This is a genomic window from Pacificibacter marinus, from assembly GCF_018860665.1.
GTDB classification, from domain to species: domain Bacteria; phylum Pseudomonadota; class Alphaproteobacteria; order Rhodobacterales; family Rhodobacteraceae; genus Celeribacter; species Celeribacter marinus_A.
Genome location: NZ_JAHKPK010000014.1, coordinates 41,308 through 62,829, shown reverse-complemented (window position 1 = coordinate 62,829; position 21,522 = coordinate 41,308). Strand labels below are relative to the sequence as shown.

Here is a 21,522-nt window from a genome sequence, read left to right as displayed (position 1 = left end):
CGATCAGCCGGCGGAGACATCATGCCTTTTCAAAAAATACAATCTGAAAAGCTGGCACAAAGTGTGGTCAAGCAAATTGAATTGCTGATTTTACGCGGGATTCTAAGACCGGGTGAGAGACTGCCAGCAGAGCGCGATTTGGCCGAACGTCTAAACGTATCGCGCCCGTCACTCCGCGAAGCGATTGGTGAGCTGAGCACCAAAGGCCTGCTGGAAACGCGCGCTGGAGCTGGAGTGTTTGTCGCCGATGTTTTGGGCTCTGCCTTTTCACCCGCTTTGGTGACACTCTTTGGCGATCACGACGAAGCTGTGTTCGACTACATCGCCTTTCGTCGCGATATGGAAGGCTTGGCCGCAGAACGTGCCGCAACTTTAGGGTCTGAAACAGACCTTAAGGTCATCAATACGATTTTCGAAAAAATGGAAGCGGCTCATCCAAAACGCAACCCTTCGGACGAAGCCCGCCTAGATGCCGAGTTTCATTTGTCCATAATTGAAGCCAGCCACAACGTCGTGATGCTGCATATGATGCGATCTATGTTTGATTTGCTGCGCGAGGGCGTGTTCTACAATCGCTCTGTTATGTTCAAACAACGCACCAATCGCGTCGATTTGCTAGATCAACATCGGCTTATCAATGATGCAGTGCAAAGGCGTGATCCAGAAGCAGCCCGCTCTGCTGTGGTGTCGCATCTGAATTATGTGGAGCAGGCGCTGAAAGATCAACAAAAGTTCGAAAAGAACGAGGCAATCGCGCAATTACGATTTGATCACGAACAAAAGCGCTAAGGCCCCACCTCGGCACGGACGGCCTTGATTTGTAACAGTCTCTTAATCTCATCGCTGCTCAAAAGAAAAAGCCCCGCGTCACCGCAGGGCTTTAAAATTCGATTTTGAGACAGAAGCTTAATGCAACTTTTCAGTTACATCGCCAATCGCGTCATCAATCAATTTGTTTGCGTCTGCTGCGGTCATCTGTTTTGCAATCACGTCTTTTGCTGCGGCGACGGCCACGGTGACCGCAGTGTTGCGCACGTCACGGACGGCTGCAGCTTGCGCAGATGCGATCTGATCTTGAGCAGAAGCAAGTCGGCGCGCAATAGACGTCTGGATGACCTCTTTCGCTTTGACGGCTGCGGCCTCTGCATCGATTTTGGCTTGTGCCACAATCGCGTCAGCTTGCTCTTGAACTTCGCGTTGCTTGCGCTCGTAGGATGCCAAAATTGTTTGGGCTTCTTCGCGCAGTGCACGGGCTTCTTCAAGCTCGGTCGAGATGCCTTCAGCGCGTTTATCCAAAAGACCACCAAGCATGGAGGGCACTTTTGCGTAAACCAAAACACCGATAAAGACGAGGAAACCAAGCAAGACGATGAAGTTCGTGTTGCTAAAGGACAAGAATGGACCATCTGCAGCGAAAGCAGGTGTCGCAACAACAGCGGCGGTGAGGGCGAGAAGTGTTTTCATGATCTTACCCTTTCAAGCGCGCGTTGATCGCGGCGGTCAGTGTCTTAGCATCGGCTTTGCCGCCAAATGCTGCAACAAGTTCTTTGGCCGTGTCTTTGGCAACCACTTTAACGCTGTCTGCGGCATTGTCGCGGATCTCTGCGATCATCGCCTCGGATTCAGCAGCTTTCACTGCGATCTCTGCGTCAGCTTTTGCCAAAGCGACGTCCAAATCAGCTTGAATAGCTGCGTTGGCTTCGCCTGAAATACGCTGGGCTTCGGCTTTGGCCTCGGCGAGCGCTTTGTTATATGCGTTTTCTGCATCTTGGGCCTTGAGCTTGAGCTCTTCAGCAGCAGAAATGTCGTTCATGATCGTGCCAGAGCGTTCTGCAAGCACCGAAGAGATGCGCGGCAGTGCAATTTTAGACAGCACGAAATAGATCACGACGAGCGTGACAAGAAGCCAGAAAATCTGGTTCGGGAAAGTAGCAAAATCAAGCTGCGGCATCGCCACTGCTTCAGTTGCCCCATGTGTCTCTGTCGCCATGGTGTCCTCCTGGCTCTGGATAATTCCTTCCGAGGATCGGAAGGAGCCAAATTACGCTAGGGTGGATCAGTTAAGACCCACCCCGCCGTAAGGATGTGTGAGTCTGACTTAGACTGCGAACATCAACAAGAGAGCAACGAGGAAAGAGAAAATCCCCAAAGCTTCGGCAAACGCCATGCCGATGAAGAGTGTAGCAGTTTGTGAAGCAGCAGCGGATGGGTTGCGCAATGCGCCCGCGAGGTAGTTGCCAGCAACATTACCAACACCGATAGCTGCGCCACCCATGCCGATTGCTGTGAGACCTACACCGATGTATTTGCCGAGTTCTGCGATATTGCCTTCCATGGGGGTATCTCCTTACGTTGGAATTGGCTGAAAAGTAGTTAGAGTTCGAACCTGATCCGATTAGTGTGACGGATGCAGCGCGTCTTTAAGGTACACGCAGGTTAGAATGGTGAACACGTAGGCCTGAATGAAGGCTACGAGAAGTTCGAGACCATACATGGCTGTAATGGCCGCGATAGAAACGGGTGCGATAAGTTTGATGGCCGCGAATGTCGCGAAAACTTTGATCACAGCGTGACCAGCCATCATGTTGCCAGCCAAACGAATGGAGTGGCTAACAGGACGCACGAAATATGAGATAAGCTCGATCACGGCCAGAACAGGACGCAGCGCGAGCGGCGCGGATTTGACCCAGAACAGTTCAAGGAATTTCGCACCATTTTTGACAAAGCCAAGAACCGTGACAAAAACGAACACGAGCAGCGCCAGAACACCTGTGACCGCGATGTGGGTCGTTGGCGTGAAGGACAAAGGCAAAAGGCCCAAGATGTTTGAGAATGCGATGAAGCAAAACAGTGTCATCACGTACGGGAAGTAGCGCACGGAGTCTTTGCCGCCCACATCTTCGAGCATTTTGTAAACGAAACCGTATGTGAGTTCGGCAAGGGATTGGCCTTTAGAAGGCACAATTGACCGGCCGCGTGAACCAACAACCAAAAGCAAAACCACACCGAGAACCGCAAGGCCCATCCAGAGGGTCGCGTTGGTTACCGTGTACCAGTGAACATCGCCATCTCCGAAAAGCGGCGTAATTCTGAACTGATCCATCGGGTGGAATGCAAGGCTGCTCTCAGTACCATGTGCTTCGGTCGCCATGTTCAATCCCTCTCGTCACCTGCGGCTTTTGCCGCGTTATCATCTACCGCAGTTGCCTGCGCATTCAGTTTAGAGGCTTCCGCCTCTTGTTCCGCTTGGATCGTCTGGGCTGTGCGCATCATCGTTTTGACGCCCGCAGCCAGTCCAAATCCAACCATCAGCACGATAAAGATGGGCGTTGTGCCAAAAAGCTTATCCAAGCCCCATCCCATGCCGAAACCGATCAACAGACCGGCCACCAATTCTATCACCATCCGCCATGCCATATTGGCCTGAGAAAAGTGTTCTTCACCGCGGGAGCTTGTTGGCTCTTGCGCCTTTTTCAATGTCGCGATCCGCTCATCCAAGGCTTTAAGCCGCTTCGGATCATGCGGGTCTGTCATCGTCAAAGCCCCTCTGGTCAGTTGCCGGCAAACTATGGTGCAGGTCTGCGTGAGTCAATACGGGATTAGGCTTTTCAAAAACAACGTAACAATTTGATATTAAACGAAAATGACTTTTTACCATTGCAACACTTTGACCATAACTGGGCGCAAGAGGCGCATTTCAAGCCCCTTTACTATATTCAACCAAATGGTTGACCAAAGGCCTCCACCCTTTTAACGCTGACGCTATGACCCAACCCCATCACGCCAAATCCCTTGATCTTGTCTTTGCTGCCCTCGCCGACCCCACACGGCGCGCGATCCTTGAGATGCTGTTGGAAGACGACATGGCCGTCACAGATGTAGCAGAACCGTTCGAGATGTCTTTGGCAGCTGTCAGCAAGCATCTGACGCTACTGATGCGCGCAGGGCTGATCGCGCAAGAAAAACGTGGGCGGGTGAAATGGTGCAAACTTGAACCCGACGCCATGCGTGCTGCGTCGATCTGGATGCAGGGCTTTGGTCAGTTCGAAGCACTGGATTTGGATGGGCTTGAGCGGTTTTTAGAAGCCGAATTGAACGAGACTGACGACACGCACCCCACATAGCGAGGCGGGTGAGGTCAGACGTCAATTCACGCTTGGCGCGTCTTATTCTTCATGCTTCAACAGCAAATACAACGCGAGTATCGTCAAACCGATGCCACCGAAAATCAAAGCAGGCGGCACGCCGTTGCCCAGTGCGATTTCCCATAGGATCACCCATGATGGCGTCAGATACGTGTAAGCCATAACCTTAGCGCTGTCCAAACGTACCGAGGCGAATGTCAGCAAAGTCGCGGTAAAGGTGGTGGCGATAATCGCTGTATATCCCATGGCGATCCAAACGATACCAGGCAGACTGGTCCAATTCGTCGTCATAATGTCAGATGCACCAAAGGCGAGTGCGACAAGTGTGGTCGCGATCAAGATAAGGAAGATGAAAACAAAAGTACGCTCGCCTCTATTCAGACGCGGCACAAGCGGCGTGTAAAGCGCATGTCCAACCACGCCAATAAAATAGATCATCTCACCACGCCCGACTTCAAACGCCAAAAGAGCGGAAATGTCAGCTCGGAAAATCACCCAAAGCGCGCCAGAGGCCCCGACGGCCAAAGCGAAAGCGATGCGCTTGGTGGTGATTTGGCGCATGATGAAATAGCCAAAGACCGCTGACATCAAAGGCGTTAAGGTGAACAGCGCGGAAATCGAAATGGGCGCAGCTGTTTCCAAACCGATAAACATCATAATAAAGTAAAGCGCGAACAACCCGCCCAAGATAGCGTAGCGCCAGGGCGCTCGAAGCGCGAAACGCGGAATGCCACCCGTGGCCATCGCCAAAACGCCAACAGCACAGGTCGCAATCACGAACCGCATGCTGTTGAAGGCAATCGGTGAAATCGTGTCCGTTTTCATAGCTAAGCCGCCCAACGAGAAACTGCCCGCGACAAGAAAGGAAAAAACGAGCATCGCCAGATGTCCGTTGCGGCGCTCTAGGCGGCTTGCAGCGTCAGTCAAAATTCCATTCCTTTGCGCGTTCTTTAAGATAGCTCAGCATCGCCTGCACTTTGGGGGTTCGGTGCAAATCGACGTGCGTCACAATCCAATTGGGCGCTTGCCAATCTGCTTGCGTCGGGAAAATCCGAATAAGATCATCGTCTGCTGCTGCAATATCATGACTGACGAACCCTGCGCCGGCCCCAGCCAAGACAGCCTCTAGGCTTGCCTCTAAGCTAGAGACACGAAAACTGATTTGCTCTGGTGAAACATTGTCGCGCATCCAAACCATGTGAGGCGCGCGATGCGTCAAGTCGTCGAATCCAACAAACCGCATATCTGTCAGCAAGTTTTCCGGCGCAGGCATCCCAAACCGATCTACATAGGACGTGTGGACGAAAAGCCCAAATTTCTGCGTGCCAAAAGGTTGCACAACATTATCGGGCTCTTGGGGGGCTGCACCGGTGCGGATCGCGACATGCGCTTCGCCGTATTCCAAGCGAAACACCCGTTCACCGGTCAAATACCGCACGACCAACTTGGGATGCAGCGCCTGAAAATCAGCCAAAACAGGCGCAATTAGACGCGAGATAAGAGGCAAGGATGTAATGATCAACTCGCCGCTCACATCTTCGCCACGCCCTTTGATCCGATTGACCAGTTGAGAAAACTGATCATCAGTGGCCTGAGCCACTTTCAACAAATCCGTACCAGCTTCGGTCGATGTGTAACCACGTGCGTGACGTTGGAACAGCTTCACCCCAAGCGTTTGTTCCAGCGAGTCGATATGACGAATGACAGTGGCGTGATGCACCCCCAAAACCTGCGCAGCGCCAGATACTGTGCCCATTTTGGCAACTTGAAATGCGGTGCGGATTTCGTCCCAATTTTCTATATTCATAACTGACTCACATCTGTGCGTTAACGAACGAGGTTCTCCCGTTTACACATCTAGCGTTCAAAAAGACAAGTGCGGACTATGCTTTGTCGGTTGAAAGTCGCGACTGAAAAAAAATGCCGAGCCCTCAGAGAGTTTCATCAAAGGCGCGCAGCCAAGTTGCATCAATCTTTGCGATGACATCCGCCTCAAACCGGTCGATTTGCTCCCAATACCTGCCCGATGGCACGAAATAGTCGAATTGCCGCTCAAGTGATGCGGCCTCGCTTGCGACATCAATGTCGTATATCTCAGGCTTCACGTCATGCAGTTCACCAGATTTGTCACAACGCGGAAAAGGCAACACACTATCACCAGAGCTTAGATTGACGATTGCACAGTCTTGCTGCGCTGCGAAAACCTGCAAACGCCGCGCTTTGGCACGCAATGACACCAGCGTTGGATCTTTGCGCAACGGGTCTGCTGTGCCTGAACCATAGAAATGGGTCGCCCCCGTCTTTGGGTAAACCATGTCACAGGCGAAGAATGCCAAAACATCGGGGCGAAATGCATCGAGCGCCCAATAGGCAGACGTGAACGCCATCGTCCCACCTGCATAGACAAACCCACCGTATTTATTCTGGGCCTCCACATAAATATCAGCGCCGATTTGCATACATCCCTGAGGGATTACTGAAGGGTGTCGCTCAGGCGGAAAGTCTTCTGGATGAATGAAATGCGTCCAGTGCGGCACCGCCTTCCACGCATTGTTGATGACCACAACGGCGGAAAAGTTTGAGACATCCCATGAGGCAACCTCGGGCGCGTTTGGGGCACTGCCCACGATAAGAACTGAAGTATGGGACATGATCCGTGAAGCCTTGTTGTGCTTTTGGGAAGTGTAGCTCGATCCTGCGAAACGTCTAGGCGCCCTCTGCATTCAAGGTTCATTTGCGAACGCTTTATGCGCGAGAATACCGACTTACTTAGATTTCAAAGCCTCCTTAATTCTGGTGCTCAGATAAAACGCTCCTCCAACCCCAAGGATATTTCATGACACATGTACTTACGATCAACAGCTCAGCACGTCACGCGACCTCAGCATCGCGCAAACTAACAGCACAGATTGTTCAAACCCTGAACCCAGAAAAAACAACTGAACGCGATCTGTCACAGTCGGTTCCGCATATCGATGAAGCATGGGTCGGTGCGAACTTTACCCCTATGGATGATCGCTCCGAGGCTCAAAAAGACGTCTTGGCCTTTTCAGACACATTGGTTGACGAACTGATCGCCGCAGATGTGATCGCCATTGGCCTGCCCGTCTATAATTTTGGCGTCCCTGCCGCGATGAAAGCATGGATCGACCAAGTGGCGCGCGTCGGGCGCACATTCAATTACACAGAAAACGGTCCTGTTGGAAAACTGGCGGGAAAAAAGGCCATCGTTGCTTATGCATCAGGCGGCACCCCATTGGGCGCGGAGTATGATTTTGCCTCAACTTACCTGCGTCACGTTTTGGGCTTTATCGGCATAACCGACGTGACCTTTGTGACCTCAGAAGAACAGATTACTGCGCTTGCGGCCTAATCACACCGAATGCAAACCCTCAAAGGCGCGCTCTCTATATAGGGTGCGCCTTATTATATAGGGATGCCATTGGTGCAGCGCTTGACTCATGTCGCGCGTCAGCGTAATGCAAGCACAACTCTCCGGAAGCACCTAGACTTCCGGTCCCATGGCATAAGCCGGGATCGCCCTCCGTCAGCGCGTTGCGCCCACGGGGGCGCTCATCGTTTGGCAATATGTCTTGGAACGTCGCCGCCTCATTCCCATATGAGGCACATCAGTTTTTAAGGTCTTAGGAGGGCCGGCATGTTTGAAAATCTATCCGAACGCCTCTCCGGTGTTTTTGACAAGCTGACAAGCCAAGGCGCGCTGTCCGAAGATGACGTCAAAACAGCGCTGCGCGAAGTGCGTGTGGCCCTTTTGGAAGCTGACGTTTCCTTGCCTGTGGCCCGCGATTTCGTCAAAGCCGTGCAAGACCGCGCCACGGGCCAAGCTGTTACCAAGTCCGTGACTCCTGGCCAGCAGGTGATCAAAATCGTCCACGACGAATTGGTCAATGTGCTAAGCGGCGACTCTGAAGAAAACGCCGAGCTGCTCAAAGTCGACAATCCCCCTGCCCCGATCTTGATGGTCGGTCTACAAGGTGGCGGTAAAACCACGACGACTGCCAAGCTCGCGAAACGTCTGAAAGAAAAGCAAAACAAGCGCGTGCTCATGGCCTCGCTCGATGTGTACCGCCCAGCGGCGATGCAACAGCTTGAAGTCTTGGGCCAACAAATCGGCGTCGACACTCTGCCCATCGTCGCAGGCCAAAAACCTGCCGACATCGCCAAGCGCGCCAAACAGCAGGCGACCATGGGCGGCTATGACGTCTACATGCTCGACACGGCGGGCCGCTTGTCTATCGATGACGAATTGATGGCCGAAGTTGAAGCCGTCCGTGATGTGACCAACCCCCGCGAAATTTTGCTCGTGGTTGATGGTCTCACCGGTCAGGATGCTGTCAACACAGCCGAAAACTTTAACGACCGCATCGGCATTTCCGGCGTTGTTCTGACCCGTATGGACGGCGACGGACGCGGTGGTGCTGCGCTTTCTATGCGTGCAGTCACTGGCAAGCCGATCAAATTTGTCGGTCTTGGCGAAAAAATGGATGCGCTCGAAGAGTTCACTCCTGATCGTATCGCTGGCCGTATTCTTGGCATGGGCGATATCGTTGCCCTTGTTGAAAAAGCCCAAGAAACCATCGAGGCCGAGCAAGCCGAGCGCATGATGCGTCGCTTCACCAAAGGCCAGTTCAACATGAACGACATGAAAATGCAGCTCGAGCAGATGCTCAAAATGGGCGGCATGGAAGGTCTCATGGGAATGATGCCCGGCATGGGTAAAATGGCCAAGCAGGTCAAAGACAGTGGCTTTGAAGACAAAACCATCAAACGCCAGATCGCTTTGATCCAATCCATGACCAAACGCGAACGCGCCAACCCCGCATTGTTGCAAGCTTCGCGCAAGAAACGTATCGCCAAAGGTGCGGGTCTTGAAGTGTCCGAATTGAACAAACTTTTGAAAATGCACCGTCAAATGGCGGACATGATGAAAAAGATGGGCAAAATGGGCAAAGGCGGCATGCTGAAACAGGCCATGAAAGGCATGATCGGCAAAGGCGGCCCTCAAGGTCTGGAAGACATGGACCCCGCGAAAATGGCCGAAGCCACCAAAGCCCTGCAAGGCGCTATGCCGCGCGGCATGGGCCTGCCTGGTCTTGGCGGCGGCATGGGTTTGCCCGGCAATCTCACGGGATTGGGTAAGAAGAAATGATCACTTGCTCTCTCACCTATCAAATAGACCCATATAAAGTAGCTGAGTTCGAGATCTATGCCCGCGCATGGATCCACATCATCACCCGTATGGGCGGCACACATCATGGCTATTGGTTCCCGCACGAGGGCGCCAACGACACGGCCTACTGCCATTTCTCTTTTCCATCCCTTGCAGATTATGAAGACTATCGCAATCGCATGGCTGTCGATGAAGAATGCAACGCTGCCTACGCCTATGCCGAACGCACGCGCTGCATCATTCGCTATGACCGCTCTTTCACGCGCCCCGTCCTTGACGGTCAGCCGCTGGGAGACCACGCTTAATGACCACAGCCCCCACCATAGAAACCCAACGCTTGCGCCTTCGTGCGCATGTCAGCTCAGACTTCGACGCTTATGCCGATGTCTTTGCCTCTGAACGTGCGGGTTACATGGGGCAACTTAAACGCCGTCAAGCATGGTTCAGCTTTTGCTCTGACGTGGCGCAGTGGTCTTTGTTTGGCCATGGAGCTTGGGGCGTTGAGACCTTGGAAGACGGCAAGTTTGTTGGCCAAGTGGCATTGCTCAAGCCAGACCATTTCCCCGAATTGGAATTGGGCTGGATGATGACCGCTGCAGGCGAGGGCAAAGGTTACGCCTTTGAGGCCGCGCAAATGGCACGTGATTATGCCTATGCAGAACTTGGCCGAGACACGCTTGTGTCCTACATCGATCCTAAAAATGCGCGATCCATTGCTTTGGCCACACGCCTTGGTGCGCTGCGCGATGATACAGCCGCGCGCCCCGATGGGGAAACATTGGATGAAACAGTTGTATACCGCCACCCAGAGGCTTCGGCCTTGATGGATGGCGGAATGGAGGCTTACGCATGAGTGATCCAATCGCCTTGGCCCAAGAGGTCCTCAAAGAACACCGCGAGAGCATCGACCGCCTCGACGCGATCCTTGTTTACACCCTTGGTGAGCGCTTCAAGCACACCCAAGCTGTTGGCAAGCTCAAAGCCGAACATGATCTTCCGCCCTCTGATCCGGCGCGTGAGACCAAACAAATTGCCCGCCTTGAGGATCTCGCAAAACGCGCAGACCTTGATCCGGAATTCGCAAAAGCTTTCCTGAAATTCATCATTCAGGAAGTTATCCATCATCACGAAAAACACCAAGAATAACCGGTCCTTAGGTTCGGTCACTTACTCAATCAGGAGAATTCACTATGTCTATGAAAATTCGTCTCGCCCGCGGTGGCTCTAAAAAACGTCCTTTTTACCGTATCGTAGCTGCTGACTCACGCATGCCACGCGATGGTCGTTTCATCGAGAAACTCGGCACATACAACCCACTCTTGGCCAAAGATTCCGAAGAGCGCGTGATCATGGATCTCGACCGCGTAAATTACTGGTTGGGCGAAGGCGCACAGCCAACAGACCGCGTTGTGCGTATGCTCGAAGCGGCTGGTGTTGTTGCTAAAACTGAGCGTAGCAACCCGAAAAAAGCTGTCCCAGGCAAAAAAGCACAAGAGCGCGCTGAAGAAAAAGCTCAAAAAGCTGCTGACGCGGCTGAAGCTGCTGCGGCACCTGCCGAGGCTGCTGCTGAGGAATAAGCCCCTTGGCCCTGTCCACGTCTTTTACCGACAGCGAGCGTATAGCGCTTGAAAAGGTGATGCGATTGCGGCGCGATGTGCGGCGTTTTCGCAGCACCCCTGTTGACCAAGAGATTATGGACATATGCCTGACGAGCTTTTCTTTGGCCCCTTCCGTCGGGCTGTCACAGCCTTGGCGAATTGTGGATGTCATAAGTGACAACGCCCGCGCGGCGGTTCTTGATAATTTCGAGACCGCCAACACGCGGGCGTTGCGCGGTTATACGGGTGACACGGCGAAACTCTATGCCGGATTGAAACTCGCAGGCCTGCAAGACGCCCCCATTCATTTGGCCGTGTTTTGCGACGAAGTCACCCAAAAGGGCAAAGGTCTTGGCGCAGGCACCATGCCTGAAATGCGCCGATATTCTGTCGTCTGCGCGATTATGCAGTTTTGGCTGACCTTGCGCACTTATGGACTTGGACTGGGTTGGGTGTCTATTTTAGATGCCGTGCGCCTGAAGGCGGATCTCGACATTCCTGACGATTGGGAATTGGTCGGTTATCTGTGTATTGGGCATCCCGAATCTGAGGGGTTGGATCCGGAGCTAGAACAACTGGGTTGGGAAGAACGTTTGCCTTGCCCGAAACTTGAGACACGGTAATCTTACTCAAGAGCCTTTTACCAAAGCCGCATATCCCGGTTTTGGTAAAAGGCCTTAGACTATGAAAGAGCACGCTATGAGCGAACCGAGAATTATCGTTGGGGCCATCGCAGGGTCATTTGGCGTCCATGGCGATGTGCGCCTCAAATCCTTTTGCGCGGACCCACAAGCGATTGCTGACTACAGCCCGCTGTTCACCGAAGACGGCGCGCGCAGCTTTGATGTGACGCTAAAGCAATCCATCAAAAACGGCTTTGTCGTGTCTTTGTCTGGCGTCAAAACCAAAGAAGATGCCGATGCGCTTAAAGGCGTCACAGTTTTTGCAAACCGTGATCAACTGCCCTCTTTGCCCGATGATGAGTATTACTATACCGACTTGATTGGCCTCGAAGTCTTTGACACTGGCGGCACCAAATTGGGCGAAGTGCGGCTTGTGGTCGATCACGGTGCTGGCGATCTGCTAGAGGTCCATGCGCCAAATCTGCGCGAACCTGCCTTGCTGCCCTTCACCAAAGCCGCCGTCCCTACCGTCGACTTGGCCAGTAAACGCATCATAGCCGATCCGCCCGAAGGGTTATTCGAGTAAAGAACACATGAGCAGGCGTATCGTCATACATGCAGGGTTTCACAAAACAGGTACGAAAACCCTGCAGGCCACACTTGCCCAAAACAGCGCCTTGCTGCTGCCCCATGTTGAACTTTACCTGCAACAAGGGGCGTTGATTTCAGCGCTGTCACAGGCGGTTTTAGATTTCTCGGGCAATCGCTGCAAAGACACGAAAGCCAATATCACCGCCCATGCGCGTGCGTTCTTTGCGCTTGTAAACCAAGATGATCCACGCCCTGTCTTGGTCAGCAGTGAAAGCCTTGCTGGGCATTTTCCCGGCTCGTCTGGCGTGGGCAAATACGAACCAGCACCGATTGCGATGGAATTGATCCGTGATGCGTGGATTGATGTCGCGGGCGATGCAGACAGTTTTGAGACCTATTACACAACACGACGCGAAGGATGGTTGGCCTCATGCCATTGGCAACGACTGAAAAACAATCGGTGCACCATAAGCCTTGATGACTATGTCGCAAAGTACGCAGTCGCCGCAGATCATGACAAGATTATCAACGATCTACGCGTCCGCTTAGGCGATCAGGCCGTTCACACCACGGCAATAGAAGACCTTAATCATCCTATTGATCCCTTGCTGGATATTCTCAATTTGACGCATTTACGCTCGGACTTGATACTGCCCGAAAGTGTGAATGTTTCTTTGAGCCATGACATACGCGCGCAGCTTTTAGAGCTCAATCGTCGTAAACTTTGGGGCAAAGATTTTAAAACGGCCAAAGCGGCGATCTTACGCACAGCCCCCTAAGCCCTTTCCCTTTGCACCCTCGCGCGTCTATATGGGCCTATGAGCACAGATACACCCAATACCGCCCCTAAGCTTGCCACCAAATCCCACGGCCGTTTGGCTGTGCGCCCAACTGCGCAACCGCGCGAATTGATGCAAGACACGCCTGACATCGCGGGCACGTGGAAAGCCAAGATCATCACGCTTTTGCCAACCGCCTTTCCGGGGATGTTGGGCGAAAGCTTGACGGGCAAAGCTCTGCAAGAGGGGCTGTGGCAACTGGAGCCTATTGATCTGCGTATCTTTGGCGAAGGCAAGCACCGCAATGTCGATGACACGCCTGCGGGCGGTGGTGCAGGTATGGTCTTGCGTCCTGATATCATGGGCAAAGCTGTAGATTTCGCGATGAACGGCCTGCCGGCAGACCGCGAGAAATGGCCACTTGTGTATCTGTCGCCACGCGGCAAACGCTTTGATCAGGCGATGGCGAAAAAATGGTCCCAAGCCGAGGGCGTGACGATGATTTGTGGTCGGTTCGAAGGCCTTGATGAACGTGTCATTGAACACTTTGGCATCGAAGAAGTCTCCTTGGGCGATTTCGTTTTGACCGGTGGTGAAATCCCCGCGACAGCGATGATCGACGCCACTGTACGGCTCTTGCCGGGCGTGCTTGGCAATGCGGAAAGTATCGAAGAGGAAAGCCATTCAAACGGCTTGCTGGAACACCCGCAATATACCCGCCCCAAAGACTGGCGAGGGCGTGAAATTCCCGAAGTGTTGATGTCTGGCCACCACGGAAAAATTGCGGATTGGCGTCTGAAAATGGCACAAGAAACCACCAAAGACAGACGGCCAGACATGTGGACTGAATACGTCAAACCTAAATAGCACAATCCGCGCCATTCCCTGCTTGCCCAAGCGACAATTGACGCCTATACACCGGCTGTTCGGGATTGGAATCAGTCACCGGACCGTTTGTGTATTGGCATTTGCGTTTTCTTCGACGCAAGATCTTGCCCCATAGCAGACGCGATAAATGAAAACGACCTGAACCCTCTGGCGGGCATCACCTGATGGACCCGATAGAAGACGCAGAGCTCTGGGGACGTACACACCTTCACGGAAAATACCGTGAGCATATATTGGAGAATAGCGATGGATCTTATCGCACAGCTGGAAGCCGAGCAGGTTGCTGCTCTTGGCAAGACTATTCCAGATTTCAAAGCGGGTGACACCATCCGCGTTGGTTACAAAGTTACTGAGGGCACGCGCTCTCGTGTACAGAACTACGAAGGCGTTTGTATCGCTCGTAAGAACGGCAAAGGCATCGCCGGCTCGTTCACAGTTCGCAAAATCTCATTCGGTGAAGGCGTAGAACGCGTATTCCCGCTGCACTCAACCAACATCGACAGCATCGAAGTTGTGCGTCGTGGTCGTGTGCGCCGTGCGAAACTCTACTACTTGCGTGATCGTCGCGGTAAATCCGCACGTATCTCAGAAGTCACCAACTACAAAGCGCCAAAGGCGTAAGGGGCACTATCATGAAAAAAGATACACACCCAGAATACCACATGATCAACGTCAAAATGACAGACGGTACAGTGGTTCAAATGAAATCCACTTGGGGGTCCGAGGGCGATCAGCTTGCTCTCGACATCGACCCAACTGCACACCCTGCATGGAATGGCGGCAGCTCCCGTCTTCTTGATGCTGGCGGCCGTGTGTCCAAGTTCAAAAACAAATACGCAGGTCTTGGCTTCTAAGCCAAACACCTTTGACTGTATTACCGAAAACGCCGCTCCATGGAGTGGCGTTTTTTTTGTAACCCGACACTGACAATTATCTGTGCGAGGGACAGGCAACAATTCCTTTTCAATTCAGTTCAGTTTCGCAATTGCACTTGCACCAATATGGGCAACAGCGGCATATAGAGGCAACGCGAAACAGGAGCGCGCAATATAAGCGCGCCGCAGATAAGGTGAATGACACGTGGCTCATATTATCATCGTAGGCAATGAAAAGGGCGGCGCAGGTAAGTCGACCGTGTCCATGCATGTCGCAACGGCCTTGTCGCGCATGGGGCTTCGTGTTGGGGCTCTGGATCTGGATTTGCGCCAGAAAACCATGGCGCGCTACCTTGAGAATCGCTTGGCATTCTGCTTGCGTGAAGGTTTTGACCTTCCCACGCCAGAATATCGCGATCTGCCCGATGTCGATGCCTCTGATCTTGGTGAAGGCGAAAACATGTATGACCGCCGGTTGTCTTTGGCCGTCGCAGGCTTGAAAGAAACATGTGATTTCATTTTGATCGACTGCCCGGGGTCACATACACGCTTGAGCCAAGTCGCCCATTCACTGGCCGACACCTTGGTCACCCCGATGAATGACAGCTTTATCGATTTCGATTTGCTGGCGCGGGTTGATCCTGAAACCAATAAAATCATTGGACCATCCGTTTATTCAGAAATGGTTTGGAATGCGCGGCAATTGCGCGCCACCGCAGGACTTAAACCCATAGACTGGGTCGTCTTGCGCAACCGTCTTGGTGCGCAAAACATGCACAATAAGAAAAAAATCGGCGACGCGATGCACGATCTGTCCAAGCGCATCGGTTTTCGTGTCTCACCAGGCTTTTCTGAACGTGTCATCTTTCGCGAATTGTTCCCACGCGGTTTGACCCTGCTCGACCTTAAAGAAATCGGCGTCAAAAATGCGCTCAACATTTCAAATGTCGCTGCCCGTCAAGAGGTCCGTGACCTGATGAAAGCACTAGATTTGCCCGGTGTTGACATCAATTTCTAGGATTTCGCGGGACCGATAGGCCTCAATCCAGATAGACTGTTGTCACGATTTCAGGGTCAAGGCCTTTGGCAGCCATAACGGCTGCAAGGTCTTGTTCTGCATCAGCTGGATCGACGTGAATGGTTTTGGGGTTGAGGCGGATTGATTTTGGGCGGTCCTGCCAAAGGCGGCGTGGGTCATACTTGGCCCAATTCACGCCATAGTCGCCATTCTGAAAGCGCTCAGACATAGCACCCAAACCAGACAGGCCCCCCTCTTGTCCATTGCCAGCAACCTGAGCGATGGATGAAAAATCGCCCGTTTTCGACGCGGCTCGAAGCCCGTCAGATTTCGAAAAAATAAAGAAAAGTGCTGCGGCAGATAACATCACTGCCTGTATGACCATTTTAAACATTATGTTTCTCAACTCTTCATATCATTAAAAATAGTGTCTCAAAAAATAGTGTCGGTAATCTTTATGCCAGACGTTCAAGACGCGATAAAAAGGGATCTTTCTTTTGCCCGATCAAAAGGCGTCCAGATTTATTGTCGTTGCAGGGCATATGGCTGTGGCGCACCCCCAATACAGGGCGGTTCGAGCGCGAACACTCTGTCATCTGGTGCTTTTCCAGCATGCGCTTTTCGACATGGCGCTGGATCAACAAAGCGGCCACCGCAAAAATCATAAGGCCAAATCCAATCACGCCGAGGACAGCGCTGTCTGCAGCTGTAAGTCCATTTGACCAAGTTTCAAAAGAAAGCTGTGCGTTTTCTAAAAGTGCCATGTTCGATCCCAATCTCATTGCCTGTTGATTAAACATCGCAGGGCAAAAAGGCGAAAATCGGGCATTATCGCGGAAACAAATGTGGTTCTTTGCGCATAAAATACGTCAAAGGCGACCCAAATAGAAAACCCCGCCGTCCTCTCAGCGGTGCATTATTGCGCGCGTGTGGCCCACAAAGATCGCGCTACTTCATTTGGATTTGCGACACCCAAAGTGTCCAATGCCAATGCTGCCGTACTGATGACGATCCCTTCGGCAAAGGCATCATGTGCAGTGCCTTCCCACAGATCGCGCAACCGCTTGGGGTCCGTTTCGCCGTCATTCAGTTTACGCGTAGCCTCTAAATCAGGAGCATAGCTGTGTTCCCAAGACGCACCATCACGAAGACCGAAGGCAACGATATCTTTGGATGGATTGCGTTCAAATTCGCCTCCACCGCCTTTGATCACCGTAAGGGATGTCAGTGACAGCAATTTAGACGCATCCGCCTGAAGTTCGCGGTATGAGGGATGAAAGACCCCTTGCACACTGGCATCGGCGGCACCGGGGTTGAGCATCCGACTGACTGTATTAAGACAAGAACGAAGGTTAAAATCGCGGCGCAACAGTAAAAGACGGTGCAATTCTGGCGCGAAGTTTTCAAGCGGCAGATAAGCGATCTTCTCGGCAGTGAGCGCGACAGTCGCCCCGCCAATATCGTCGCAGACAGGAATACCAGCATAGGGCAGCGCATCGCGAATGGTCTGTGCCGCCTCGCCTTCGCCGTTAAAGCCGTGCATCAACACAGAATAGCCTGCCGCTGCGACCAATTTGGCGGACAGCAGAAAGTACGGAAGGCCACGCGTGCGCCCTGCGGCGTAACTGGGCCAATCCAGATCGGGCTTCGGCGCATTGGGCAGATCATCGCGCAGGGCTTGGGTAAACCCCGCGATCTCATCTGCAACCTCGCCTTTCATGCGCAAGAGCATCAACAAAGCTCCAACAGATTCAGGCGCGGCTTGGCCGCTTAGAATGATCTGCATCGCGTCATAGGCTTCATCACGTGTCAGCGACCGCGAACGTCCAGGGCCACGACCTAATGTGCGTACATGGGGGGCTAATGTCATTCTGCTGCCTCTTTCGCTTGTGTCTGCGCCTCCCGCAGTTTCAACAGCAGGTCCGCAATTTCTGGTCTGCAAGAGCCACAATTTGTACCCGCTTGCAAGGCTTTGCCAACGGCCTCGACGCTCATCAGGCCATCGGTCTCTATCGCCGTCACAATTGTATTGATGCCCACATTAAAGCAAGAGCAAACGACAGCGCCCGGATCGGGCTGATCGGAAGGCGACACGCCCGCAATCGCATGGGGCGCATCTGTTGTGGGCAAAGTGGCAAGATAGTCGCGCATCACAGCCACAGGTGTTTTCGAGATAAACAAAGCTGCCTTGAGCACGGCGCCATCATAAAATGCCAGACGTGCTGTACCAGAATTTGCATCAATCATTGTTTGCGCTGGCATGTCAGGCAGATCGAACATGCGACGCGCCTCGGCTTCCCAATCTTTAGGTGTGACAGCCCCAGCCAATTCCAAACGGTAACCTGTGCGGGTTTTGGCGCGCGCCCAATAATCGCAATTGGGCGCAACCTCATCCGACGACACAGCAAAGCCGTACCATTCGGCCTTATAAGGCGACACAGCCACCACAGAGGCTTTGCTTTCCGGCTGGCCTGAGACAGGATCAACCACAGGCGGCACAAGCGCATCAACACGCGCGCTGGGGGCGGTCTCGCCAGTCCAATGCATCGGAGCAAACACATCACCTTGTCGCACGCGGCTCGTGATCATTGCCCGAAAAATTCCCGACCCCGCGGGGCTTTTGACCTGCACAAGCATCGATGGCTTGATCCCTGCGGCTTCCGCGTCATCGGGATGAATTTCGATGAAGGGCTCGGCCAAATGCGCCGACAAGCGTGGAGACAGCGCCGTGCGGGTCATCGTGTGCCACTGATCACGAATACGACCTGTGTTCATCCGCAAAGGATAGCGTTTTCCAGTTTTGGCAGCGGGTGCGCGATATGTCAGCGGCAGCATGTTGGCCTTGCCATCCGCCGTGAAGAACTGCCCATCGGCAAAGAACCGACCGCCTTCACACGCATGCGTGATCGGCCAGCGCTGCGGTACAAGACTATCATAGGCAATATTGTCGATGTCGCTCAAAGCAGAGATATCGAAGTCCTTACCAAAGACCGTACCAAGGCGCGACATATCCGCATATTCGCGAAAAATATCAGCAGGCGTTTTGAAATCAAAGGCATCGCCCCAGCCCATGCGACGTCCAACATCGGCCAAGATGTCCCAGTCAGCCCGTGCCTTCCCAGGGGGCGCCATAGCGGGGCGTTGACGCGATATAGTACGGTCCGAATTGGTAACTGTGCCGTCTTTTTCACCCCAAGCGCTTGCGGGCAGCAACACATCCGCCAAACGCGCCGTGTCTGTGGCGGCAGTGATGTCTGAGACAACAACAAAATCGCAAGATTTCATCGCTGCAACCACTTTGTCGGCATCCGGCATCGAGACCGCCGGATTTGTGTGAATGACCCAGAGCGCTTTGATACGCCCATCACCCACGGCCTCGAACATATCGACAGCTTTCAGGCCCAACTTTGGCGACAAACGATCTGTCTGCCAAAACGTTGAGACTGCCGCATGATGCGCAGGATTTTCGATGTCCAGATGACAGGCCAACATATTGGCCAAACCACCGACCTCGCGTCCGCCCATGGCGTTGGGCTGTCCTGTGACAGAAAACGGCCCACAGCCTTTTGTGCCAATCCGTCCAGTCACAAGGTGACAGTTCAAGATCGCGTTGACCTTGTCTGCGCCCGCAGAGGACTGATTGACCCCTTGGGAAAACACCGTGACCGTTTTCGGCGTGCCGATCCACATGTCATAGAAACGCTGCAATATCTCAGGTTCAAGGTCCGTGACAGTTGGATCGCCTTTGCGCGCAGCTTTAATCGCCGCCTCTGCCCCGTTCACATGGGTTAGGTATTTCTGATCACTGGCACCTTGTGATGCGATTTCAGCCAGCAACCCGTTGAACAAAGCCACATCGGTGCCCACGCGCAAAGGCAGATGCAAATCAGCCAGATCGCAACTTGCGGTGCGCCGTGGATCGACGACGATGATTTTCAAATCGGGGTTCTTTTCACGCGCTGCCACGATGCGTTGATACAAGACCGGATGGCACCATGCCAAATTTGATCCGACCAGCACGATTTGATCGGCGGCTTCCAGATCTTCGTAAGTGCCGGGCACTGTATCTGTGCCAAAAGCACGTTTGTGCCCCGCCACGGTAGAGGCCATGCACAGCCGCGAATTGGTGTCGATATTGGCAGATCCGATGAAGCCTTTCATCAGTTTATTGGCAACGTAATAGTCTTCGGTCAGCAACTGACCCGAGACGTAAAATGCCGCGCTGTCTGGCCCGTGGTCTGCGATAGTCTGTTTGAACTTTTGCGCCACCAAATCCAACGCTGTGTCCCAATCAGAGTCGACACCGTCAATTTGTGGGGACAACAAGCGGCCTGCATGGGACACAGTTTCGCCCAAAGCAGACCCTTTCGAACACAAACGCCCGAAATTGGCAGGATGCTCAGGGTCGCCCCGCACACTCAACCCGCCTTGATCGTCAGATTTCAGCAATACGCCGCAGCCAACCCCGCAATAAGGGCAAGTGGACCGCGTTTCGTTTGATTGGCAAGGCAGTGTCATTGTAGGCTTTCTTGAATCATCGAAATGGACGCGGGGCGCGCGATGTCTGACGTGATCGCAGACTGAGGCAGTTGCGTGTGATCTGCATCAAAAGCAGGTCCGAATATGAGCTGATCACGCAATGACGCCACATTTGTGCCAGCTGTGATATGTTGGTAGAACCACGCGCCATCGGCAGTTTCACCATAAAGAACGGCACCGATAAGTTTGTTTTGCTTGATCACCAACCGCTTGTAGACACGCCGTATTTTGTCGTGAAACACGATGCTTTCGCGATCATCACCATCTTCGAAATCTCCGGCAGAGAACAAATCACAACCGGTGACTTTCAACTTGGTCGACAGCTCTTTAGGCACAAACTGCGCGCTTTGACCCAGCAGTGTTTTGGCAAGAACCTCGGCTTGATCATAAAGCGGGGCCACCAAGCCAAACAACGCACCGTTATGTTCCACACATTCGCCCAAGCCGAAAATATTCGGGTTTGAGGTCTGCATGTGATCATCGACAACAACGCCCTTGTCTACGTTCAAACCTGCGTCAGCCGCGACGGAGACATTGGGTCTGATCCCAACAGCCATCACCAAAAGATCACAAGCAATCTCTGTGCCATCAATCAATTGCAAAGCCCGCACACGACCATCTGCACCCGCTACGATTTGCTTTGACGCGGCATTGCAAAGCACCTGTATACCCCGCGCTTCAAGATCAGCTCTCAGCAACCCACCTGCGGGTGCGTCGAGTTGACGGTTCATGACATGGCCTGAATTGTGCACCACCGTCACGTTGACCCCGCGCGCAGCCATGCCGGCTGCAGCCTCAAGCCCCAAAACACCGCCACCGATCACAACAGCGCGTGCGTCAGTTTTTCGGCCAAGCGCGATCATAACCTCGGTGTCTTCAAGATCGCGATAGGCGATCACGCCGGGTAAATCATGCCCCGGAATCGGGATCATAAATGGCGTTGATCCCGTCGCGATCACCAGCTTGTCATAGGCAACACTGCCCTTTTCCCCGACCACCATTTTGGCAACTGGATCAATCGACAGCACGCGCTCATCAAATCGGCACGTCACACCATGCTTGGCGTACCAAACGTCATCATGAGTCACGATATCCGCATAGGTCTTTTCGCCAGACAAGACAGGCGACAGCATAAGACGGTTATAAGTGCCACGCTTTTCTGCGTTGAACAGCGTGACATCAAAAGCTTGCGGATCAGCCGCGATCAAATGATCAAGCAATCGACCGGGGGCCATTCCTGCGCCGATGATGACAAGTTTTTTCGCATCCATGTTG

General features: G+C 53.1%; 27 protein-coding genes and 1 pseudogene. 15 read left to right on the top strand and 13 right to left on the bottom strand.

Going from position 1 to position 21,522, the window contains the following annotated elements:
• Positions 1–21 precede the first annotated feature (21 nt).
• A complete protein-coding gene (locus KO497_RS02940; protein WP_215942467.1) occupies positions 22–789 on the top strand; it encodes a FadR/GntR family transcriptional regulator in 768 nt (255 codons plus the stop codon).
• 117 nt (positions 790–906) lie between these two features.
• On the opposite strand, the gene KO497_RS02935 is transcribed toward KO497_RS02940, so the two are convergent.
• The 5 genes from KO497_RS02935 to KO497_RS02915 form a co-directional block, all read right to left on the bottom strand.
• Positions 907–1,464, bottom strand: coding sequence for a F0F1 ATP synthase subunit B (locus KO497_RS02935; protein WP_215942466.1), 558 nt, complete (start codon positions 1,462–1,464; stop codon positions 907–909).
• Positions 1,465–1,468: 4 nt separating this feature from the next.
• On the bottom strand, positions 1,469–1,990 hold the full coding sequence (locus tag KO497_RS02930; protein WP_215942465.1) for a F0F1 ATP synthase subunit B': 522 nt from the start codon (positions 1,988–1,990) through the stop codon (positions 1,469–1,471).
• A 108-nt stretch (positions 1,991–2,098) separates the two neighbouring features.
• Entirely contained in the window at positions 2,099–2,335 is a 237-nt protein-coding gene (locus tag KO497_RS02925; RefSeq protein ID WP_123792676.1) for a F0F1 ATP synthase subunit C, read from the bottom strand.
• A 60-nt stretch (positions 2,336–2,395) separates the two neighbouring features.
• Positions 2,396–3,151: a F0F1 ATP synthase subunit A gene (locus tag KO497_RS02920; protein ID WP_215942464.1), complete on the bottom strand. Its 756-nt coding sequence runs from the start codon at positions 3,149–3,151 to the stop codon at positions 2,396–2,398.
• A gap of 2 nt (positions 3,152–3,153) precedes the next feature.
• Complete coding sequence (locus KO497_RS02915) at positions 3,154–3,534, bottom strand: AtpZ/AtpI family protein (RefSeq protein WP_215942463.1); 381 nt, start codon at positions 3,532–3,534, stop codon at positions 3,154–3,156.
• 230 nt (positions 3,535–3,764) lie between these two features.
• On the opposite strand from KO497_RS02915, the gene KO497_RS02910 reads away from it, so the two are divergent.
• Complete coding sequence (locus KO497_RS02910; RefSeq protein WP_215942462.1) at positions 3,765–4,124, top strand: ArsR/SmtB family transcription factor; 360 nt, start codon at positions 3,765–3,767, stop codon at positions 4,122–4,124.
• 42 nt (positions 4,125–4,166) lie between these two features.
• Here the strand turns inward: KO497_RS02910 and KO497_RS02905 are convergent, their stop codons facing one another.
• The 3 genes from KO497_RS02905 to KO497_RS02895 form a co-directional block, all read right to left on the bottom strand.
• Positions 4,167–5,024, bottom strand: a complete 858-nt coding sequence (locus KO497_RS02905; protein WP_215942557.1) for a DMT family transporter — start codon at positions 5,022–5,024, stop codon at positions 4,167–4,169.
• A 40-nt stretch (positions 5,025–5,064) separates the two neighbouring features.
• Entirely contained in the window at positions 5,065–5,946 is an 882-nt protein-coding gene (locus KO497_RS02900; protein WP_215942556.1) for a LysR family transcriptional regulator, read from the bottom strand.
• A gap of 130 nt (positions 5,947–6,076) precedes the next feature.
• Positions 6,077–6,796 carry a hypothetical protein gene (locus KO497_RS02895; RefSeq protein ID WP_215942461.1) on the bottom strand — a complete coding sequence of 240 codons (720 nt, stop codon included), beginning with the start codon at positions 6,794–6,796 and terminating at the stop codon, positions 6,077–6,079.
• A gap of 185 nt (positions 6,797–6,981) precedes the next feature.
• Here KO497_RS02895 and KO497_RS02890 point away from each other — a divergent pair, with 185 nt between their 5' ends.
• The 13 genes from KO497_RS02890 to KO497_RS02830 all read left to right on the top strand — a co-directional run bounded on the left by KO497_RS02890 (position 6,982) and on the right by KO497_RS02830 (position 15,708).
• Positions 6,982–7,518 carry an FMN-dependent NADH-azoreductase gene (locus KO497_RS02890; RefSeq protein ID WP_215942460.1) on the top strand — a complete coding sequence of 179 codons (537 nt, stop codon included), beginning with the start codon at positions 6,982–6,984 and terminating at the stop codon, positions 7,516–7,518.
• A gap of 285 nt (positions 7,519–7,803) precedes the next feature.
• Positions 7,804–9,315, top strand: coding sequence for a signal recognition particle protein (gene ffh, locus KO497_RS02885; protein ID WP_215942459.1), 1,512 nt, complete (start codon positions 7,804–7,806; stop codon positions 9,313–9,315).
• Positions 9,312–9,641 carry an NIPSNAP family protein gene (locus KO497_RS02880; RefSeq protein WP_215942458.1) on the top strand — a complete coding sequence of 110 codons (330 nt, stop codon included), beginning with the start codon at positions 9,312–9,314 and terminating at the stop codon, positions 9,639–9,641. Before ffh ends, KO497_RS02880 begins: the two co-directional genes overlap by 4 nt.
• Entirely contained in the window at positions 9,641–10,189 is a 549-nt protein-coding gene (locus KO497_RS02875) for a GNAT family N-acetyltransferase (RefSeq protein WP_215942457.1), read from the top strand. Before KO497_RS02880 ends, KO497_RS02875 begins: the two co-directional genes overlap by 1 nt.
• Complete coding sequence (locus KO497_RS02870) at positions 10,186–10,482, top strand: chorismate mutase (protein ID WP_215942456.1); 297 nt, start codon at positions 10,186–10,188, stop codon at positions 10,480–10,482. The genes KO497_RS02875 and KO497_RS02870 overlap by 4 nt, the downstream gene beginning before the upstream one ends.
• A 44-nt stretch (positions 10,483–10,526) precedes the next feature.
• On the top strand, positions 10,527–10,913 hold the full coding sequence (rpsP, locus tag KO497_RS02865) for a 30S ribosomal protein S16 (protein WP_215942455.1): 387 nt from the start codon (positions 10,527–10,529) through the stop codon (positions 10,911–10,913).
• 11 nt (positions 10,914–10,924) lie between these two features.
• Complete coding sequence (bluB, locus tag KO497_RS02860; RefSeq protein WP_436799280.1) at positions 10,925–11,557, top strand: 5,6-dimethylbenzimidazole synthase; 633 nt, start codon at positions 10,925–10,927, stop codon at positions 11,555–11,557.
• A gap of 76 nt (positions 11,558–11,633) precedes the next feature.
• Positions 11,634–12,143, top strand: coding sequence for a ribosome maturation factor RimM (gene rimM, locus KO497_RS02855; protein ID WP_215942454.1), 510 nt, complete (start codon positions 11,634–11,636; stop codon positions 12,141–12,143).
• A 7-nt stretch (positions 12,144–12,150) separates the two neighbouring features.
• The gene (locus KO497_RS02850; protein ID WP_215942453.1) at positions 12,151–12,927 is read left to right on the top strand and encodes a hypothetical protein; all 777 of its coding nucleotides are present in this window, start codon (positions 12,151–12,153) and stop codon (positions 12,925–12,927) included.
• 39 nt (positions 12,928–12,966) lie between these two features.
• Positions 12,967–13,794, top strand: coding sequence for a tRNA (guanosine(37)-N1)-methyltransferase TrmD (gene trmD / locus KO497_RS02845; RefSeq protein WP_215942452.1), 828 nt, complete (start codon positions 12,967–12,969; stop codon positions 13,792–13,794).
• Between the two features lie 267 nt (positions 13,795–14,061).
• Positions 14,062–14,436, top strand: coding sequence for a 50S ribosomal protein L19 (rplS, locus tag KO497_RS02840; protein WP_215942451.1), 375 nt, complete (start codon positions 14,062–14,064; stop codon positions 14,434–14,436).
• Positions 14,437–14,447: 11 nt separating this feature from the next.
• On the top strand, positions 14,448–14,669 hold the full coding sequence (rpmE, locus tag KO497_RS02835; RefSeq protein ID WP_215942450.1) for a 50S ribosomal protein L31: 222 nt from the start codon (positions 14,448–14,450) through the stop codon (positions 14,667–14,669).
• A gap of 226 nt (positions 14,670–14,895) precedes the next feature.
• Positions 14,896–15,708: a division plane positioning ATPase MipZ gene (locus KO497_RS02830; RefSeq protein WP_215942449.1), complete on the top strand. Its 813-nt coding sequence runs from the start codon at positions 14,896–14,898 to the stop codon at positions 15,706–15,708.
• A gap of 22 nt (positions 15,709–15,730) precedes the next feature.
• On the opposite strand, the gene KO497_RS02825 is transcribed toward KO497_RS02830, so the two are convergent.
• The 5 genes and pseudogenes from KO497_RS02825 to KO497_RS02805 all read right to left on the bottom strand — a co-directional run.
• On the bottom strand, positions 15,731–16,102 hold the full coding sequence (locus KO497_RS02825; protein ID WP_215942448.1) for a hypothetical protein: 372 nt from the start codon (positions 16,100–16,102) through the stop codon (positions 15,731–15,733).
• Between the two features lie 61 nt (positions 16,103–16,163).
• A complete protein-coding gene (locus KO497_RS02820) occupies positions 16,164–16,472 on the bottom strand; it encodes a hypothetical protein (RefSeq protein WP_215942447.1) in 309 nt (102 codons plus the stop codon).
• A gap of 152 nt (positions 16,473–16,624) precedes the next feature.
• On the bottom strand, positions 16,625–17,578 hold the full coding sequence (locus KO497_RS02815; protein WP_215942446.1) for a glycosyl transferase family protein: 954 nt from the start codon (positions 17,576–17,578) through the stop codon (positions 16,625–16,627).
• A complete protein-coding gene (locus KO497_RS02810) occupies positions 17,575–20,226 on the bottom strand; it encodes a nitrate reductase (protein WP_215942445.1) in 2,652 nt (883 codons plus the stop codon). Before KO497_RS02810 ends, KO497_RS02815 begins: the two co-directional genes overlap by 4 nt.
• A 47-nt stretch (positions 20,227–20,273) precedes the next feature.
• A pseudogene (locus tag KO497_RS02805) lies at positions 20,274–21,518 on the bottom strand (NAD(P)/FAD-dependent oxidoreductase); the annotation flags it as partial.
• Positions 21,519–21,522 lie beyond the last annotated feature (4 nt).